We start from the raw sequence: 17,973 nt of genomic DNA on the forward strand, positions 1-17,973 counted from the left end.
CAACATTGTATCATTAAAGTTTTTTAGATTCAATAACGCAGTTTTGCGAAGTGGATTGAGTAGCAAAAAATGTCGTAGGAGCGAGTAGTATCCTATGAATGATAAAATAAAGGGAGCGATTTGCGTGTGGCACTAAAGCCACAAACCTCATATCTGTATATTCACTCCCTAATAAGAATCATAGATTCAAATATTAGAAACTAGCTGTATTTTACTATTACTGCTCTTTGGAAAAATCAAAACAACAAAAGGAAGTTAAAGTAAGATAGATAAGGTATGATTATAGGGGTTGAAAAACACATAAAAAATGCTATTTTTGCTTGTTGCTCTCAATTTGTGAAGAATGGATATAACCTAATATAGCGTCCTTACCACTTTTGGCTGAAGGTGAGAAGTAAAAGACTCTTAGCCATTTACCAATACTTCGTCCCCATATATAATAAACAAAAGCATTTTTATTTTTTAAATCTTCCACTTGGATTTGCGCGATAATCTCTCCTGCCTTTTTGCCATCATTTTTTGGCTCACCTCTTAAATTAATATAACTATCCTTTGTTTTAGGGAATTGTTGTAAATGCGGTGCGATGCCAATCTCATAATAATGCTTGGATATTGGAGAAAGTGCTTTAAATTTTTTTATATGCCCTACCTTTATAGGAAAATCTTTTGTTCTATCAAATCCATAATACTTCAATACCACCTGTGCCCTCACTGCGACTGCACCAAAAATTATCTCTTTTGCCTGTAAATCATAAGGGAGGATTTTATATACTTCATCAATCCCTACAAGGATACCCAAATCAATCTTTTTATTAAAAGAAGCGTTCTTATAGTCCCATTTCTTGAGTTGCTTATCATAAACTCCTTGTTTATATGGGTCAAACGAAAAAGGAAGCTCAAGGTTGCTATCAGGGTAAAATACCCAATTCCAAGCACCTTGGTTAAATTCATAAGCCATTTCAAACACACCGGTAAGCCCTACTTCGCCATCAAAATCCACCCAATACCTCCCATCTGCCATTTTAGGCGAGAGTGTATTAGAAAACATCGTCCCATTATTACTTAAAAGTGAAGTATTGTATAATTGTGGAGGTTCATATCCAAGTAATAATGAAGTGAAGCTATCCCTAGCAATATAAATTTTACTTTTTGTAAAAACATTTGCGCTTCTCCCCTTCAAATCTATGAAACAAAAAGCAATTTGGCTTTCTCTAACCCTATTCCTCAATATAATTTTTAAGCTTTCTACCTACTTTTGGGTGCTTGAGTTTTTTAATCGCACTTGATTCTATTTGTCGCACTCTCTCACGCGTAACATTAAGCTCCTTGCCAATTTCCTCTAGAGTCCTATCACTCTCGTCATTGAGTAGTCCAAAGCGCATACGAATCACAGCCTGTTCCCTGTCGTTAAGCTGTTCGAGCACTTCATCAATTTGCACTTTCAAGTCTTCTTTAAGGATAAAGTCCATAGGACCAACTAAGCTTTTATCCTCTACAAAATCTCCAAATTTACCATCATCATCGCTTCCAATAGGTGCATCAAGACTCACGGGTTCTTTTGTGATTTTAATCACATTTTTTACTTTATCAATAGGCAGCCCGACTTCTTTAGCGATAAAATCAATATCTGGTTCTTTGCCTGTTTCCTGCACGTGCTTACGCATAATCTTGTGGATTCTATTAATCGTCTCTATCATATGGATAGGAATACGAATTGTGCGTGCTTGGTCGGCAATCGCACGCGAAATTGCTTGTCTAATCCACCAAGTCGCATAGGTGGAAAATTTAAAACCCTTTTGATATTCAAACTTATCCACGGCTTTCATTAGCCCGATGTTACCCTCTTGAATCAAATCTAAAAAGGGCAAACCACGATTTGTATAACGTTTGGCTATGCTCACTACTAAGCGTAGATTAGATTTTGCCATTTTTGCTTTTGCCTTATCCGAAATAGACTTTCCACGTTTGATTTGCTCTAAAATCTCTTTTAGTTTTTCAGGCTCGAGGTTGAATCCCCCTTCGCTCGCCTCTTTGGTTTGGAAGATTTTTTTAAGCTCCACATACACGCTTACCATAGTCGTTTCTGGCACCATTGCAGCGATTTCATCGCGACTCATATTTGTGATATTTGCAAGGATTTTTTTATGATTTTCCACGAGGGTTTCATTGAAAAGTGGGAGCTTATATTCAAGTCGTTTTAGTTCGCGCTCGAAGCCATCGCCGCTTTTTATGGTGTTTTCCATAGCTTTTACAAGCTCGTTGATAAGCTTACTTGTAGGACCTAAGTCTAAAAGCTTTGTTTTTAGAATATGCTTTTTGTATGAGAGAAGCAAAATATGACTAATCTCGTCCTCTCCCTCTAAAATTGGGCTTTCAAGCACCTTGAGCCATTCTTTTTTTGCCTTATCGAGTGCCTTAAAGCTTTCCATAACCTTTTCTACGCGTTTTTGGTCTTTTTTTGAATTTATTTTTTGCACACCCTCATCATCTTCTAAATCAAATTCTTCCTCTTCTTTATTTTCTTCATCTTCATCATCAAAATTCTTAAAAAGCTCTTTTACGCGCCTTTCACGCTTAATTAGCGCGTCTTTATAATCATAGATAAAATCAATTAAATATGGCACGGAGCAAATCGCGTCAAGTATTGTGTTTTCGCCTAATTCAATTTGCTTGCTTAAGCTAATCTCTTCCTCTTTTGTCAAAAGCGGAATCTGCCCCATTTCGCGCAAATACATACGCACAGGGCTGTCGCTCCTGCTCCATTCGAGTAGCTCTTTGTCTTTCATAAAATCAAACTCATCTTCGAGTTCCTCATCAAGCATTTTTTTCTTATCAGCTTGACGTTTAATCTGCTCTTGAGTATTGAGCATTTTAGCCACTTCTGAGGAACTAAGAAGTTGTTTTTTGTATTTTTTGCTTAAATCTTTGATTTTCTTTACCTGTGTGCTCGTGGGGGCTTTTGTCATAATTTGAGCGATTTTTTCGTAGGTAATGTAATCATTATCAGCTTTTTTAAACAGATTCTCTAATTCAGCATTGATTTCTTTTGATTTTTTGCCTGTTTTATCGGATTTTTCTTGCATATTTCAATCCTCACGGTAAAATTAGTATGGGTGTGTAGAATCGGCGATTGTATATCTTTTTGAATAATAAATAATTAATGCCCCCTAAAAATTTAAGGGAGCTATGTGGGGGGGGGGGCTATTTTGGATTGATTTCCTCTCTGCGTTGGAGATATTCCCAACGTGCCTCTACATCTTTTTGGAATTGCTTGATAATATGCTCATTTTCAGGTTTGAAGAGATGTTTAAATCTGCCTTGTGCGCCCAAATAATCACGCACGGGAATAACATTGCGTGGGCGGTAGGTAATGTGAAGCTCCGTGCCATTAATGATTTCAAACAATGGAAATACAAGAGAATCCACGGCTAAATCGCTAATCTCAACGGTTTTATTAGATTCAAACCGCCATTCTGTGGTGCAGGCACTCATTGCGTTGATAAATGTAGGTCCCTCTGTATCAATAGCGCGCTTAATTTTCTTATTCATATCTTTCCATTTATTTGGAGCGACCTGTGCAACATATGGCGCGTGATGAGCTGCCATAATAAAAAGTATGTCTTTCTTGCGTTCCTTTTTACCATAACTTGCGCTTCCTGCAGGAGTAGTTGAAGTGCTAGAACCAAAAGGCGTAGAGCTACTTCGTTGCCCACCTGTGTTTGCATAGACTTCATTATCAAGGCAGATGTAAGTCATATCGTGTCCGCGTTCAAAGCAGCCACTAATCCATTGGAATCCAATATCATAAGTCGCGCCATCACCACCAAATGCAACAAATTTAGGCTTTTCACCTGTATATCTGCCTTTGCGTGCAAGAGCTTTATACATAGCCTCTGCACCAGCTACTGCTGTAGAACCATTCTCAAAGCCTATGTGAATCCAAGGCACATCCCAGCTTGTATGCGGATACACAGCACTTGAAACTTCAAGGCAACCTGTAGAGTTGCCTAAAACAATGGGTCCATCAACAGCGTTTAACACTTCTCGAACAATCATTCCGTGAGCGCATCCCGGACAAAGCAAATGCGCACCTTCAAATTTCTTTGATGATTTTTGAAACTCTTTGAGATTTTTAACTTCTTTTACCATATCTATTCTCCTTAAAAAAAGCTCATCTTAGGTCCGCGAAGTCCTAACATTTGTTGAAGTGGATGTGTGAGCTTACCAGCTTGTGCATTTGAGTTAAGCTCGACAAAAATACTTTCCAAGTGTGATTGCATTAAATCGCGACCACCAAGCCCATAAATGTAGTTTGACATTACAGGATGTGCATTTGCAGCGAGTGCAGCGGCTGAAAACTCATTGAAAAGCATACCCATAGCACCTGCTGGGAGGCTTCTATCAAGACAAGCAATTGCCTTAAGGTTCTTAATAGTCTCTCCAATGCGCTTAAGCGGGAATGGGCGCAAAGTGCGGATAGAAAGCACACCCGCTTTAATGCCCTTTTCCTTTCGCACTTTTTTTGCTGCCACACGAGCAGATTCTACACTTGTGCCAAGTGCCACAATCGCTACTTCTGCATCATCTAAATCGTAAGTCTCTACAAGATTATATTTGCGCCCTGAAAGCTTTGCAAAAGATTCAAACACTTCCTCTATTATCGCGGCTGAATCCATAATGCCCTTATGTAGCTGCGCCTTATGCTCGAAGTGCCAATCTTCCTCTGTTTGCGCACCATAAGTTACAGGATTTGAAAAATTAAGCATAGGATTATGAGGGATATAATCCCCAATAAACTTGTATGCGACCTCATCGGTAAATGGACGCACTGATTGAGCTGTATGAGAACAAATAAAACCATCTTGATTCACAATTACTGGCACTCTTACGCGTTTATCCTCGGCAATTTTAAATGCCATAAGGTTGAAGTCATAAGCTTCTTGGGGGTTATAGGTGCAGAGATTTATCCAGCCTGTATCACGGCTAAGATACATATCAGAATGGTCTCCATTGACATTAAGCGGTGCGGCGAGTGCGCGATTAACAAGATTCAAAACGATAGGCAAACGCATACCAGAGGCTTGATAGAGCACTTCCACCATAAGTGCAAAACCTTGAGAGCTTGTAGCTGTTGCCACGCGCCCACCTGCTGCCGCTGCCCCCACACACGCACTCATCGCGGCGTGTTCGGATTCTACCATTACAAATTCGCCATCAACATAGCCATTACTCACAAAGCTTCCATAGTTTTGCACAATGGGTGTTGAGGGTGTGATAGGATATGCAGCTACAACATCAATTTGTGCTTGACGAAGTGCTTGAGAAGCCGCAGTATTGCCATCCCATACTTCAATATCTCTTAATTCCATTACTTTAGCCATTATCTCCTCCTCTGCATTACTTTTTAGAATCTTTGCTCGGCCATTCTTTGAGCGCTTCTTCATTGTCTTTGTGGTCGCTAAACATCAAAAGTGACTTAGGATTTGTAGGGCAGACATCTACGCACACACCACAACCCTTACAATGCACATAATCCACACCAGCTAGTTTTTCATCTTGTGTAAGAATAGCCGCATCTGGGCAAAACACCCAGCAGTTAAAGCAATTAATACATATTTCACTATTATGCACCGGCTTTTCTACACGCCAATGCGCTACACTATCGCTAAATGAGCTATCGCCGCTATAAGTTCGCACACTCTTATAAATCTCCCTTGCGCCATCTACGCCTTTTTTAAAGGGGAAAAGCACGGAGCCTATTTCAAATTGGTCCCAATCTTTTAATTTATCCATAATCTCTCCTTGTGAGCGTTACTTTACTTCATCATAGGCTCGTCTAATAGCCACTTTGTTTGCATCAATAATTTTTTGAGGAAGTTTTTTGCCAAGCACTTTAGAGAAAGATTCTAGGAAGAAGTCAATCTCAAGCATACCCGAAACTTTCATCAATGCTCCTAGCATTGGTGCATTTGGCACGGATTTACCTATTGCGTCAATGGAGATTTGAATGCAGTCAAGTGTATAAATCTCCTTGCTTGCGAGCTCTGGCTTTTTGGTAATAAGCTCATCTTTGCTTAAGCGCGTAGTGATGATATACTTTGTTGAGGGTTTGTCATAAAGACAAATGTTTGTGATAAAAACAAGCCCGGGGTCGATAACTAAAATATAATCTGGATTCATAAACTTTTCGTGATTTAAAATAGGTTCTGAATCTATCCTGTTGTAAGCCGTCATTGACGCACCGCGTTTTGCCGAACCATAAAATGCGAAAGCCTGAACTTCTTTGCCCGTTCCCGCAATCACATCTGCTAGACCTTTTGCGCCTGTTACCGCGCCTTGCCCAGCACGAGAATGCCATCGTATCTCAAGCATACTATCTCCTTACCTTGAATTTTCGGTTAAGATTCTAATGAATTTTTGCTTATACTCGTATCATTTTGAAACAATCTTGATAAAGACATTTGAATCTAAAGGTAAATTTTACACATTCTTGCAAAAAGTCGCTCATTGCAAAAAGTTTTGTCTTAAATCATTAATCTTTTGGCGTAGATTATTGGTTTTCGGCAGTAAATGACGTTCTTTGAAAGATTATGATGCTTATAAACCAATGTGCAAATGGATTATAAAGTGTGGCAAAATTCTTTGCACCTGATGAATAGAGTTTGTAGGAGCGCAGATTTAAGTATATAGAATCTTTACGCACTCTTATTTATTATCATCGCTTATATTCCCAAAGATACTATAAAATTCAATAGCCTCACCATTCTTTGCAGTCTTATATTGCAAAAAAAGCTCCTCTACCCGTTTTTTGAGAAATGTAAGTTTTGCGCCATTTGCAATAACGCTCCACATCGTGCCGCCCCCATTACTCTCATAAATGTGTGCGCGGTGCTGACGCAGATATGTCTCATAGCTATCGCGGAGATTGAGCCACGCCCTTTGCTCCTCTAGCAGAGTATCTTGCCCTTTTCCTTGATTTTGCTTTTTGTATTCAGCACGATAGAGATTGTAATACTTATTTAAAAGCTTGTCATACTCCTCGTAGCCATAAGAAAGTGTCTCTATCATTCCTTGCGTGCTACTTAGCACACTAGCACTAAGCATAGCTATTTCGCATTCTAGGCGGGTTATCTCAAACTTATAGGTTTGCTCGTGCGGTGGGGATTGGCGGACTTGCGCCTTTGCCTTTGCCGCATCTTTGGTGCATTCTGTTCCAACATACTCTAGCTTTGCAGGTTCAATACCCACGTTTTTTGCAAGTTGTCGCAAACTCTCACTATCTGCAAAGGCAGTATGACACATCACGCTAAATGCAAACGCCACATTTATGTATTTCACTCTTATTTGCAATCCTTTTTGCTCTTTCTTGCCTGTTAGATTCTATGATTTTATAATGAGAATATTAATATAATTCATATCAAATCATAAGGAAAGTATTTATAGTCTTTAAATTCGTCTTTATTTTAATTATAAAACAAGGAAGGATTTATGGATAAAATGATATATCAATAGGTTCTAATGTGTCAGGCGGAAAATTTAAATGCAATAAATGTAATTATGTTATCACAATGCTTTCTGCTTCTTCTCTGCCACCTTGCCCAAATTGCAAGAGTAACAATACTTGGAAAAACTTATCAGGAAAAGGCGATGCACCAAGCCACCCATACCCCAACGAAAAATAAAATATAAATTAGCGAAAGACCTCATTTCTTAATTTAACCACATTGTCAGTGAATCTTGCAATCAAACTTACGCGAGAGGGAAGAGGGAGATGAAGTCTTATTTTATTACTCATAATGCAAAGATAAGCAAATTTTTGCTATGATTATGAAAACCTAAACATGAGATTTGTGCTTAGTAAGCAAGTAGCATACTCACAAAAGATAAGGGAGATAAAATGACAGCACAAGTAAATGTATTAGCAACGAATAATTATCCAGAAGCCCATAGCCTAGAAGAATCTTTGGCAATTTTAGAATCTTATAGGAACAATCTCACAGAGACACAATATAAAAGCATTCGCTCCAATATTTGCAATTTTGCTATTGAGGATATGTTTGCAAATCAACAAGATATTATTGAGCTTATTCAAATAGAAAAAGGTGAAAAAACCGCTGATGAAATTATAGCCCAGCATAAGAGCCAATGGGGGCTACTTTAAAACAATGTGGGATAGCGATGAGCATCTTAATGATTTTGATAGATTTTTGCTTGAAACTAATCTTGTAGGTGCGACTTCGCTTGATGAACTACGCCATAGAGAAAGATTACTTACACTAAAACGCACGCAAACACTCAAAACTACATATATTAAACGCGACTTTAGCTACAAACACCTAAAAGCTATTCATAAACATATATTCCAAGATGTCTATACTTGGGCGGGACAAGATAGGTATGAAATGGGTTTATATGGATTTATGAGTAAGGGGGATTCTACCTTTTGTAAAGGGAGTTTTCTCCCCAAACAATCTAAAAATATTTTTGAGAATCTAAAGCAATGTAGCTTACACGAAAAACAAAAAGATGTGGATACTCTTGCACAGAATTTAACCACCTTTATGACTGATTTAAATGCTTTGCACCCTTTTAGAGAGGGGAATGGAAGAGTTCAGAGAATCTTTATCAATGAATTAGCTCATAATGCAGGATTTGCGCTAGATTTAAACCTCATACCTAAAAATGATATGATAGAAGCCTCCATACAGGCAATGCAAGGAGATAATACAGAGCTTTTAAAGCTTATCAAAACTAACCTATACAGCAACACCCAAGCCGAACTACAAAGACGACTAGATATTAATCTCAACAACTATGGAAAAGTAAATGATGAAAAACAAAAACAAGAATTTTTAGAAAGAGCAAACGCTATCAAAGAACAAACTAAGAAGTTTAATATCACTTTAGATTCCAAGTCTTTACAGAGATTAGAGAGGATAAATCAAGAGCAAAACAAAGAACGCGGTAGGGGGAGATGAATCGCGAGAATCATCACTAAAGCCTTTCTTTCCCCTTTTTAAAAGTCTCATTTTTAGCTTACTAGGGCAAAACAACGCCTCGCTTTTGTTTTGAGATATTGTTTGTGCGTGGCACTTCTTATTCCATAGCTCCGAAGTGTTTGAGTTTGCTTACGCAAATCTCCACTTCTCTAGCCATAGGCTTTTATTTGCTAATTGATTTTACAGAATATAAAATCAAAGCACCAAATACAAAAATAGTGAAAATTGCTAAAGCTAAACCCATTATTCTAACTCCTCTAGCTCATCAAGATTTTTTTTGAGATACTTTATCAAGAAAAAGAATATTATCACAATGATAACAATACCAATGATACACGCTATTGCCTGAAAAATATTTATTGTGTCAATATTAATAACAATATACGCAAAAATCCCAAACAAAGCAGTGAGCAATGCAAACACTCCACTTTTGATAAAATCTATCGTTGTCTTTACTCTTTCTTTTCTACTCATCTACCCATTCCTTTAGCCCTATCATACTCAAATTCTTTATAAAGTTGCTTAAAATTTTCAAATGTATTAGCTTGTATTTTCTCTTTTAGTTTTGCTTCATAGAAGCTTTTATTGCGTATATCTTGTTTTTTACAATACCAATCTATAAACTCATCAATATCAAGGCGAGAATCTGCAATCATTTTTGTTCTTTCTATTTTGGCAGATGAAATTTTTTCTTGAGTAGATTCAAAAGTATAAGGCGTGTTTAAGAATTGACTTAAAGCCTTAAGCTCATTCTCTTTAAACTTGCTTCTTTCCCCTTTTAAAAGATTATTTTGCTTCTCTTTACAGAGATTTATTACAAAATCTTTATTTTTACTTAGCTTATGGGCATAAGCTTGAATCTTATCGTTTAAATCCAAACTTATATCTATACGATTAATCGCATTGAGATGATATTCTAAGTCTTTTGCCATATTAATAAGTGTAAAGGCATTTGATTTTTTATTGAGTGAATTTGAAAGCAGTAAATCAAGCTCTAAATTCTCTTTAAAGTGCTTCTCTAACTTTGCTTCATTAACAAACAAATCATTTTTAATTTGGGAGATGAGATACACATCATTTTTTGAATAATTTTTGTTAGTAACATTAGATTCTAAGAATTTTAAGTAAGCTTGTTTTTTAGCAAGTGTAGCATAGTCATTTTTATAGCTCAATCGCTCATAGTTTAATTCTTTTTCTATGGCTCTAAGAGCTTTTATCTTAGTTTTATAATCTTGCAATGATTGCTTAAGCTCACTAATCTCACTATTATGGCTTTTAACAAGCTTTAATTTTTTATAATAGAGTTTATTGCCACTTGTCATAAGTTCTTTAGCTTCATTGACAAAGAGAATTTTTGTTGCAACCTTTTGCCTTATTGCTTCATTAATAGTTTGAATTTTACTCTCATAAAGCGAAATTTTATTGACAATGGAGTGCATACTTTTTGAAATCTCGTTATTAATATTAAGCGGTATTTCAAGTGAAGCTCTAGCGTGTTGTTTTAATAAATCGCGCTCAAATTTATACTTATTCTCATAGTTCAAGTTTGGATTATGAAAGTTAAGAGAGTTTTTAAAATCTTCACGCAAGAGATTCCAAAAATCCTTTATATCTTGCTTACTCTTGAAATGTAGTTTCTTACGAGAAAATATATTGTTTTTGTTTAAGATAATGTGGATGTGTGGTTTATTTTGATGAGAGTGAATAACACTTACAAACTTGTATTCAAAGAAATTCTTTTTCATTACTTCACTCACAGAGATTTTTAATGCTTCAAGGCTATGTTTATCCACAGCCTCATCAAGCGAAAATGTGAAGTGCCACGCTTCTTTTGCGTTCTCTTTTGATGAAAAATCTTTTTGCCAATCATTCATAATGTCCTCTAAGCTCACGAGTTCATTGTCTTGATTGAGTGCAAATGTAGATTCAGAATTGCGTATAACATAATTAAGCGCATTCTTAACACCTTTTACAGAAAGATTTGATAAAAGCTTTATCATTACTTGCTTAGCAAATTTTCTTTCTTGAATTGTAGAAAAGAGCCGAGAAGAAAAAAGCTCAAGTCTTTTTTTCGGCGCAACTTCATCTTTGATTTTTTTTCTTTTTTCTTCTTCATAATCAAAAAAAATATTTTTCAAACGAGCAAACTTTTTCATAAAAATATTATAGCGTGTATTTTTGAAACATATCATAAATACTTACTCAATTTAAAATCAAACTTTTGTTAGCAGGATAACCCTAAAGTATATCCTTTTTCACTATCAATCCCCATAAACTAGGGCTTTTTTAGTGAGATTTTCTCATTTTGTAAAAATGAGAAAATATTTTGAGAGAGACATCATTTTTTTATGAAAACTATCAAAACAAAAGTTTTTATATTAAAGGGATAAATTGCGAAAAAAATTTTAACAAAAATTTTGTATATCCTCGCAAAATAGGGAAATAGAGAAGCAGAGAAAAGTAAATATACAAGCAAAAAGAATCACACAAGCAAAATTTTAGATTATACACGCAGAAACACACAATACACGAGCAAAAGCGACTTATACATACAAAAAAAGTATTCGCAATTTATCCCTTTAATAATTTCTATATTCTACGCAAAAATTTTGCAATCAAACTTTGGGGAAGGACACAAACACAATGAAAAAGATACTTGCAAAAATCACATTCTTTTTGATTATGGCTCAAGTTTATCTCTATGGAGCATTTGGAGAAAAACTCAAAAATTCAATAGCAACAGAAGTGAATAGCACAGGAGATATTGTTATGGGTGTAATTCATATTCTAGTAGGCGTATTTGGTGGTTTAATGATTTGTTTTCTTGCTATTGCTGCAAAGTTTAAACCAGAGCTTCTAAAAGACAATATGAAAACAATTATTTGGATAGCAATTATCACAGGTGTGCTATGGGGTGTAACTAATAATGGTGTAAGCGTGTTTCAATGATTGAGATTGATAATTTTAGAGAAATCACAAAAAAAGACAAGGTGTATTTGCCACGCACAAACATAGGCTTAAGCAGAACTTCTTTGCTTATTGCCCTGCTAGGTGGCGGTGTATTGTGGCTCATACTTGTATGGTGGGCAATACCCTTATTTGTTTTGATTCTCGCTACGCTATCTATTTTTGAATATTTTGATGAAGATATTTACGACATTCTCATCATACGCTCAAAGATGAAATCAAAAAATATTTTTTACGCATAAGGAATACAATGCAATTTGCAAAAAAGATTATTCAAAATTTACGCAAACACAAAAATATTGATACTCTCAATGAAGCTTTTAACAAAACAATGAAAGAAGCCGAAGGCATACTTACACTCCAAGAACCAACAATCTATGCGATGAATGAAGAATCTAATATCGCTTCAAAATTTAGTGATAAATACATAGCAACACAAGATGGTAACTTATGTGCGGGATTCAGAATTGAAGGCATAAGCTATTCAGCAATTACACTTAATCAAGAAATAGAGCTTGTTAATACACGCAATAGATTTTGGAGTAAGCTTGATACGAATGTGGAAGTAAATATCTTTGCTAAAAAAGAAAAAATTCATTTAGAATTTGATTCAAGCTCCCCAAATCATTTTGCCGAAGAGATAATAAAAAAATGGGAGAGTGGAATCGTAACATATAAAATCAATTACTACCTCATTGTCTCCACAAAATCAAAACAAGTCGCAGGTTATTTTGAAGCAAAAAAAGAAAAAATGACGACAGAACAAATTGCAGATAATCTAAGCCCAGAGAACAATACTACGAGGTTTGAATTTAAGGCAAAAAAACTTGATGAAGTATGTGAAGAAATAAAAAGTGCATTGGGAGACTTTAAACCTATTCAACTTGACTCTGATAGTATTATCAACTTCTATGCTACCTACTCTAATATGCAATTCACAAATTTACGCTATGGATATGAAAGTATAACAGATTCTTATATCACTTCAAATGTTGAGTTTAAAAAAGATTTCATCATTTTTACTCGCAACGATGGTAAGGAAATCTATGGGAGATTCTTAAGTGTTAAGGCATATGAAACAGAAAATATTTCAAGTATATTACCAACGACCATTCTAAGAGAGAATACAGATTATTTTCTTATTTTTCACTGCGAAGCTCTTGATAGAAACACTTCTCTTAATAAAGTGAAAAATGCTAAGCTCTATGCTGTTGAGCTTATTCAAAATGCCCTTGAAACCTTATTGCAAGAGATTCAAACGGATAGAGAAAAACTCTTGAAGTTTTCTCTTAGCATTCTTGTTTTGTCAGAGTATGGAATGAAAGACCTTGATTCTAAAACAAACTCACTTATAGCCATACTTAAAGCTCAAAATTTAAGTGTTGCAAGGGAGACACTTAATCTTAAACCATTATTTTTTAGCTTTTTCCCATCTCGTGGCAATATTAACGCAAGAATCCGCACACAAACAAGCTCGGTAATAAGCACACTATGCACCTTTGAGAATGATATTTTAGGATTTAAGAACTCGCGATGGGGGAATCGACCCATAACGATTCTAAAACACCTAAGTGGAAGCCCCTACTTTTTTAACTTTCACGACAGCCCTAACGAAGATGCTTCAGGGCATACGCTAGTTATAGGTGGAACAGGCTATGGCAAAACAACGCTTATGCAGTTTTTTATGACAAATCTCTTTAAGTATGATATTAACATCTTTGCAATGGATAAATTGCGCGGTATGCACAATTTTACAAACTATGTTGCAGGAGAATACCACGATTTAGAACTTGATGGTTTTAAGCTTAATCCCTTCTCTCTTGGTGATACAACAGAAAACAATAACTTTTTAAAGTCTTGGTTGTGTGAAATGGGCGAAATAGGTAATGGGGAACACGAACTAAGAAATATCGTAGGAGACACAATAAGGCAAATACGAGAAACACAAGCACAAGATGATAGCCATATTTTTACACTCAAGGATTTTTACGACAGCTTACACTTTCCAAACTCACAAGATGATTTAAAAATAAGATATAGGGATTATCTTGAAGGATTGTTTGACAACAAAGAAGACGCACTTAATTTTAGCAAACAACTTTCAGTGCTTAATATGGACGCCATACTCAAGGATCAAAAGAACTCGGCGTTATGCGCCTTGTATCTTTTTCATAAAATAAAAAATATCTCAAAGAATACAAACAAGGGCTTTTTTATATGGATTGATGAGCTTAGAGATTACCTCAATAATCCAAATATGTGCAATGCAATCATTGAATCCATTATGGAAGTGAGAAAGATAAATGGTGTGATGGCAATGGGAGTGCAAAATCTTGATTTTTTTAAGAATGTGGCAAATGCGGAAGCCTTCATAGAAAATATGGCAAACATTATCATATTTCCAACTACAGACGTGCGAACACTTGAAAGACTTCAAGACCAACTTTCCTTAACAGGAAGCGAAATTAACTTCTTGCAAAATACAAGCAAGGCTTCAAGGCAAATTCTTTTAAAGAGAAAAGATGAATCTGCAATTCTTGATATTAATTTTTCAAGACTAGGCGAACATTTAAAAGTATTCAGCTCTGAATCTAAAAATGTAAATGCGCTCATAGAGTGTAAAAAATACCACCCACAAGAATGGAGAGCAATGTATCTTAAAAATCAAAAATCAATTCTACAAAAGGAGAACCTATGAAGAAATTTTTAACACTCACTATGCTCGGCTTTTTAGCTATAACAATCTTAGGTTGTGGTAGTAGCAAAACTAAGATTCCCTCAAAAAGCCCTTGTGCTTGTTATGACATTATCATTGATATGGATAAACAAGGATAAAAATGACTTTTGAGGATAATGAATACAAAAAGGACGCAAACTTTCTATTTAAGTTAGAAAGGCACATTAAACAATATATGTTTTTTTGGATTATTGCAGAATCTGCGATAATTGCATTATTAATTATTACCATAATGGTAATGCTACCACTCAAGCAAAATGTGCCTTATCTTGTGTTTTTCTCAAATGCAGAGAGTAATTTTGTAAGGGTAGAGCAAGGAAACTTAAATATTAGAAGTGAAGAAGCACTTCTTAAATCTATCCTCGCAAGTTATGTGCAAAAGAGAGAAACAATTAATCGCATTGATGATGAGTTACGATACGAAGACATAAGAGAACAAAGCTCTAATAAGGTATGGGATACTTTTAGAAGAATCGTAACACAAGAAAACTCTATCTATCAAAATAAGGAGATATATAGAAAAATACATATCATCAACCTAAGCGTATTGTCAAAGAGCGTAGCCAATGTAGATTTTATCTCTATCACTCAAAATACTAAAGACAAAGAGCTCAAGCGTTACCGAGCCACACTCAAATATGATTTTATAGAGCAAGGCATTAGTTTTGAATCTGTGCCACGAAATCCCACAGGATTCATAGTTGAAGATTATGCGCTTACTGAAGTTTTTATTAACGACCAATCACAAAAACAGGAGAACAAATAATGAAAAAAATAATCCTTACATTTCCCCTTTTAACCTCTTTTGCTTTAGCCGAACAACCCTCACTAGAAGAACTAACCAATCAAAGAGTGCTAGAAGGGCAAGAACAAATGTTAGAAATGGTAACAAAAATCCAAGACTTGCAAGACCAAAGAGAACAAGATAAAGAAAAAGCCAAAAATAGCCCTATGTTAGATTCTACAAGTAGAGATTTTAGTTCAAGCTCAATTCCTATTCAAATGCAATCACAAACTCAAGAACCACCGACAGAACAAGAAATATTACTTAGAAAACAAGCGGTAAGAAGCCAAAATCTCAATGCAATTCAAGGACAATTCTTTGCCAAGAATTACAAAGGCACAGAAAACACCATAACAATAGATTACGAAAATAATAATACCTATAAAATACGCACAAGAATCGCGATGACAAGCACAATGATTTTTCCACAAAAGATAAAAAATTTTATTTTGGGAGACAATGTAGGCTTTGAAGTGCTAGAAGTGCCTAATTCTCAAAACACCATAGCAATACGACCTAAACTCATAGGTGTAGATACAAGCTTGGCAGTTTTTACAGAAGATGGGAAGCTTTATTCTTTCTATATTTTCTCTACTGATTTTAAATCGTGGAAGAATCCTCATCTCGTTGTGTTTGTAAAAGATAAACGCACCACCATAGAGAAGAGCAAAGACCCATTTTTTGATGAGTATTTTTATGTAGAAGAAGGTATTAATAAGCTAAGAGTGAAAAAGAAAGAGGTATATAAGAGATACAAGATAAAAGCAAAAAAACAAAACACTTGGCTTATGCCTGAAGAAGTCTTTAGCGATAACAACTATACTTTTTTCAAATACGACAAAACACGCTATCCTCAAATTCCTAGCGTATATGTTGTAGTAGATAAACAAGATTCTCCAATAGAAACTAGAGTTATAGGAGATTTTGTTATTGCTGAAACCGTAGCAGATAAATTTACCATACGAATCGGTGAAGCCTATGTTTGCATAGAGCGAGAGAAAGCACAAAAAGGCAAATAATGGTTTATAAGGGAATAGGAATTTTTGCACTTTTAGGTATGGGTATTACCTATGCAAGCGTAAAGGAGAATTTAGATTATCTCTTTGAAAGTAAGTTTCCTATAAGTGATTATGTGTGGCAACAAAAAGGCACACATCAGGGCGACCTTTCAAAAAGTAATATCTTTAATCAATCTCATATACAACCTAATCTCACTATGCTTACCGATGAGTTGGGTAATCCCATACTTGATGAAAATGGAGACCCTATTTATATTGATAAAGAAGGCAATATGTATTCAGGAGAAGGCAAAAAAATTCTTGATAAAAAAATATTGCTTGATAAAACAGGAAAACCAATCCTTGATAAAAATGGAAACCATATCTTTATAGATAAAAATGGCAATCTCAAAGATAAAAACGATAATCCTATTTTAGATTCTAATGGCAACCCTATCAATATCAACAATAAAGAAGCCCTTAATGAGTTTCTTAATAAAAATACACAAAACTCCCCTGAAGAGCAGCTTAGAAGACAGCAAGAACTCTTAGCAGAAGCACAAAGACAAGCAGAACTTCAAGAGCAAATGCGTAAAAAGCTTGAAGAAGAAGCAAGAAAGAAAGCTGAAGAAGAAATGAAGAAACTAGCAGACCCAACTTATCAAGCCTTACTTGCTAAGCAAGAAGAAGAAAGAGCAAGACGAATCGCCCTTGCAAAAGAAAGAGAATTATATAAAAGTGCATTATTAGGTGAAAGAGCAGGGGGAGATTCTCAAATCTTTGCACAACAAAGCTCACGCTATGGAGATGATGGATTCTCCAATCAAAAAAGCATAGATATAGCGACAAACGAACATCGCCTATATCGTATGATACGAGCAGGGAGGCTTATTCCTGCTGTTTTAATGACACCCATTGTAAGCAATATTGAAGGCATAATCACCGCTCAAGTAGAGCAAGATGTTTATGCCGCTCAAGGAAGAGTAGTGCTTATCCCAAGAGGCACAAAGGTAATGGGCTTTTACAAAAATGATAACAAAATAGGGCAATCAAGACTAAGTATAGTATGGAGAGAAATGATAACGCCTCAAGGAGTAAATATCCTTCTTACCAATGCAGTAAGCGCAGATTCAAGAGGGATTAATGGCATTGAAGGCTATTTAGATAATAAATTTGAGCAAAGATATGGCTTAGGATTGTTTTTAAATACTTTAAGCAATGGCTTAATGATAACCATATCAAATGCCACACAAAAAAGTGGCACAGGAGCAAATCCCTATACCACACAACTTTTTTCAAACGCACAAGGAGATTTAAACAATATTTTCAAACAACTTATTTCAGAACAAGCAAAGATTAAACCAACAATAGAGATACGAGCAGGAAGCAGAATCTACATTACACCTACAACACATATGTGGTTTCCCATTCCAAAAAATGGGGAAGTAATGGCTAAGTATTTTAATGATGAATACAATTAAGGAGTAA

At 35.5% G+C, this 17,973-nt stretch carries 20 protein-coding genes; 10 read left to right on the top strand and 10 right to left on the bottom strand.

Annotation, left to right across the window (positions count from 1 at the left end; translation table 11 throughout):
• Positions 1-13: 13 nt before the first annotated feature.
• From BN2458_RS09850 to BN2458_RS09670, 8 genes are all read right to left on the bottom strand, one after another.
• Positions 14-151, bottom strand: a complete 138-nt coding sequence (locus tag BN2458_RS09850) for a hypothetical protein (RefSeq protein ID WP_156407274.1) — start codon at positions 149-151, stop codon at positions 14-16.
• A 159-nt stretch (positions 152-310) separates the two neighbouring features.
• Positions 311-1,048 (bottom strand): hypothetical protein, encoded by a 738-nt coding sequence (locus BN2458_RS02540; protein ID WP_138117618.1) that lies wholly within the window; start codon positions 1,046-1,048, stop codon positions 311-313.
• Between the two features lie 169 nt (positions 1,049-1,217).
• On the bottom strand, positions 1,218-3,083 hold the full coding sequence (gene rpoD / locus BN2458_RS02545; RefSeq protein WP_034328252.1) for an RNA polymerase sigma factor RpoD: 1,866 nt from the start codon (positions 3,081-3,083) through the stop codon (positions 1,218-1,220).
• A 118-nt stretch (positions 3,084-3,201) separates the two neighbouring features.
• Positions 3,202-4,149: a thiamine pyrophosphate-dependent enzyme gene (locus BN2458_RS02550; protein WP_034328254.1), complete on the bottom strand. Its 948-nt coding sequence runs from the start codon at positions 4,147-4,149 to the stop codon at positions 3,202-3,204.
• A gap of 11 nt (positions 4,150-4,160) precedes the next feature.
• Positions 4,161-5,381 carry a 2-oxoacid:ferredoxin oxidoreductase subunit alpha gene (locus tag BN2458_RS02555; protein ID WP_034328256.1) on the bottom strand — a complete coding sequence of 407 codons (1,221 nt, stop codon included), beginning with the start codon at positions 5,379-5,381 and terminating at the stop codon, positions 4,161-4,163.
• Between the two features lie 16 nt (positions 5,382-5,397).
• Positions 5,398-5,793, bottom strand: coding sequence for a 4Fe-4S dicluster domain-containing protein (locus BN2458_RS02560; RefSeq protein WP_034328258.1), 396 nt, complete (start codon positions 5,791-5,793; stop codon positions 5,398-5,400).
• Positions 5,794-5,811: 18 nt separating this feature from the next.
• Positions 5,812-6,372, bottom strand: coding sequence for a pyruvate flavodoxin oxidoreductase subunit gamma (locus BN2458_RS02565; protein ID WP_034328260.1), 561 nt, complete (start codon positions 6,370-6,372; stop codon positions 5,812-5,814).
• 333 nt (positions 6,373-6,705) lie between these two features.
• Positions 6,706-7,338 (bottom strand): lysozyme inhibitor LprI family protein, encoded by a 633-nt coding sequence (locus tag BN2458_RS09670; RefSeq protein WP_231944830.1) that lies wholly within the window; start codon positions 7,336-7,338, stop codon positions 6,706-6,708.
• A gap of 182 nt (positions 7,339-7,520) precedes the next feature.
• On the opposite strand from BN2458_RS09670, the gene BN2458_RS10705 reads away from it, so the two are divergent.
• The 3 genes from BN2458_RS10705 to BN2458_RS02580 all read left to right on the top strand — a co-directional run bounded on the left by BN2458_RS10705 (position 7,521) and on the right by BN2458_RS02580 (position 8,978).
• Positions 7,521-7,682 carry a zinc ribbon-containing protein gene (locus BN2458_RS10705; RefSeq protein WP_161594504.1) on the top strand — a complete coding sequence of 54 codons (162 nt, stop codon included), beginning with the start codon at positions 7,521-7,523 and terminating at the stop codon, positions 7,680-7,682.
• A gap of 215 nt (positions 7,683-7,897) precedes the next feature.
• A complete protein-coding gene (locus BN2458_RS02575) occupies positions 7,898-8,161 on the top strand; it encodes a hypothetical protein (RefSeq protein WP_052082037.1) in 264 nt (87 codons plus the stop codon).
• Between the two features lie 4 nt (positions 8,162-8,165).
• Positions 8,166-8,978 carry a Fic/DOC family protein gene (locus BN2458_RS02580; protein WP_052082038.1) on the top strand — a complete coding sequence of 271 codons (813 nt, stop codon included), beginning with the start codon at positions 8,166-8,168 and terminating at the stop codon, positions 8,976-8,978.
• Positions 8,979-9,242: 264 nt separating this feature from the next.
• On the opposite strand, the gene BN2458_RS02585 is transcribed toward BN2458_RS02580, so the two are convergent.
• Positions 9,243-9,473: a hypothetical protein gene (locus tag BN2458_RS02585; RefSeq protein ID WP_034342178.1), complete on the bottom strand. Its 231-nt coding sequence runs from the start codon at positions 9,471-9,473 to the stop codon at positions 9,243-9,245.
• Complete coding sequence (locus BN2458_RS02590; RefSeq protein WP_138117617.1) at positions 9,470-10,999, bottom strand: relaxase/mobilization nuclease domain-containing protein; 1,530 nt, start codon at positions 10,997-10,999, stop codon at positions 9,470-9,472. Before BN2458_RS02590 ends, BN2458_RS02585 begins: the two co-directional genes overlap by 4 nt.
• Before the next feature lie 643 nt (positions 11,000-11,642).
• Here BN2458_RS02590 and BN2458_RS02595 point away from each other — a divergent pair.
• From BN2458_RS02595 to BN2458_RS02620, 7 genes are read left to right on the top strand one after another with little or no spacing between them, the layout of a single operon-like run.
• On the top strand, positions 11,643-11,948 hold the full coding sequence (locus BN2458_RS02595; protein ID WP_034328695.1) for a hypothetical protein: 306 nt from the start codon (positions 11,643-11,645) through the stop codon (positions 11,946-11,948).
• Complete coding sequence (locus tag BN2458_RS02600; RefSeq protein WP_034342182.1) at positions 11,945-12,208, top strand: hypothetical protein; 264 nt, start codon at positions 11,945-11,947, stop codon at positions 12,206-12,208. Before BN2458_RS02595 ends, BN2458_RS02600 begins: the two co-directional genes overlap by 4 nt.
• An 8-nt stretch (positions 12,209-12,216) precedes the next feature.
• On the top strand, positions 12,217-14,664 hold the full coding sequence (locus BN2458_RS02605; RefSeq protein ID WP_052057410.1) for a VirB4 family type IV secretion/conjugal transfer ATPase: 2,448 nt from the start codon (positions 12,217-12,219) through the stop codon (positions 14,662-14,664).
• Complete coding sequence (locus BN2458_RS09855) at positions 14,661-14,801, top strand: hypothetical protein (protein ID WP_156407275.1); 141 nt, start codon at positions 14,661-14,663, stop codon at positions 14,799-14,801. The genes BN2458_RS02605 and BN2458_RS09855 overlap by 4 nt, the downstream gene beginning before the upstream one ends.
• 2 nt (positions 14,802-14,803) lie before the next feature.
• Complete coding sequence (locus BN2458_RS02610; protein ID WP_034342183.1) at positions 14,804-15,469, top strand: type IV secretion system protein; 666 nt, start codon at positions 14,804-14,806, stop codon at positions 15,467-15,469.
• Positions 15,469-16,506: a TrbG/VirB9 family P-type conjugative transfer protein gene (locus BN2458_RS02615; RefSeq protein WP_034342185.1), complete on the top strand. Its 1,038-nt coding sequence runs from the start codon at positions 15,469-15,471 to the stop codon at positions 16,504-16,506. The genes BN2458_RS02610 and BN2458_RS02615 overlap by 1 nt, the downstream gene beginning before the upstream one ends.
• Positions 16,506-17,966, top strand: coding sequence for a DNA type IV secretion system protein ComB10 (locus BN2458_RS02620; RefSeq protein WP_052082041.1), 1,461 nt, complete (start codon positions 16,506-16,508; stop codon positions 17,964-17,966). Before BN2458_RS02615 ends, BN2458_RS02620 begins: the two co-directional genes overlap by 1 nt.
• Positions 17,967-17,973 lie beyond the last annotated feature (7 nt).

The organism is Helicobacter typhlonius, from assembly GCF_001460635.1.
In the GTDB taxonomy this organism is placed as follows: Bacteria; Campylobacterota; Campylobacteria; order Campylobacterales; family Helicobacteraceae; genus Helicobacter_C; species Helicobacter_C typhlonius.

Bases quoted from the DNA above. Each gene is read 5' to 3' on its own strand.
- BN2458_RS02580 (WP_052082038.1), top strand. From the start codon at position 8,166: ATGTGGGATAGCGATGAGCATCTTAATGATTTTGATAGATTTTTGCTT.
- BN2458_RS09850 (WP_156407274.1), bottom strand. From the start codon at position 151: ATGAGGTTTGTGGCTTTAGTGCCACACGCAAATCGCTCCCTTTATTTT.
- BN2458_RS02615 (WP_034342185.1), top strand. From the start codon at position 15,469: ATGAAAAAAATAATCCTTACATTTCCCCTTTTAACCTCTTTTGCTTTA.
- BN2458_RS02610 (WP_034342183.1), top strand. From the start codon at position 14,804: ATGACTTTTGAGGATAATGAATACAAAAAGGACGCAAACTTTCTATTT.
- BN2458_RS02575 (WP_052082037.1), top strand. From the start codon at position 7,898: ATGACAGCACAAGTAAATGTATTAGCAACGAATAATTATCCAGAAGCC.
- BN2458_RS02590 (WP_138117617.1), bottom strand. From the start codon at position 10,999: ATGATAAAGCTTTTATCAAATCTTTCTGTAAAAGGTGTTAAGAATGCG.
- BN2458_RS02560 (WP_034328258.1), bottom strand. From the start codon at position 5,793: ATGGATAAATTAAAAGATTGGGACCAATTTGAAATAGGCTCCGTGCTT.
- rpoD (WP_034328252.1), bottom strand. From the start codon at position 3,083: ATGCAAGAAAAATCCGATAAAACAGGCAAAAAATCAAAAGAAATCAAT.
- BN2458_RS02605 (WP_052057410.1), top strand. From the start codon at position 12,217: ATGCAATTTGCAAAAAAGATTATTCAAAATTTACGCAAACACAAAAAT.
- BN2458_RS02555 (WP_034328256.1), bottom strand. From the start codon at position 5,381: ATGGCTAAAGTAATGGAATTAAGAGATATTGAAGTATGGGATGGCAAT.
- BN2458_RS02540 (WP_138117618.1), bottom strand. From the start codon at position 1,048: ATGTTTTCTAATACACTCTCGCCTAAAATGGCAGATGGGAGGTATTGG.
- BN2458_RS02600 (WP_034342182.1), top strand. From the start codon at position 11,945: ATGATTGAGATTGATAATTTTAGAGAAATCACAAAAAAAGACAAGGTG.
- BN2458_RS02620 (WP_052082041.1), top strand. From the start codon at position 16,506: ATGGTTTATAAGGGAATAGGAATTTTTGCACTTTTAGGTATGGGTATT.
- BN2458_RS02595 (WP_034328695.1), top strand. From the start codon at position 11,643: ATGAAAAAGATACTTGCAAAAATCACATTCTTTTTGATTATGGCTCAA.
- BN2458_RS02550 (WP_034328254.1), bottom strand. From the start codon at position 4,149: ATGGTAAAAGAAGTTAAAAATCTCAAAGAGTTTCAAAAATCATCAAAG.
- BN2458_RS02585 (WP_034342178.1), bottom strand. From the start codon at position 9,473: ATGAGTAGAAAAGAAAGAGTAAAGACAACGATAGATTTTATCAAAAGT.
- BN2458_RS09855 (WP_156407275.1), top strand. From the start codon at position 14,661: ATGAAGAAATTTTTAACACTCACTATGCTCGGCTTTTTAGCTATAACA.
- BN2458_RS02565 (WP_034328260.1), bottom strand. From the start codon at position 6,372: ATGCTTGAGATACGATGGCATTCTCGTGCTGGGCAAGGCGCGGTAACA.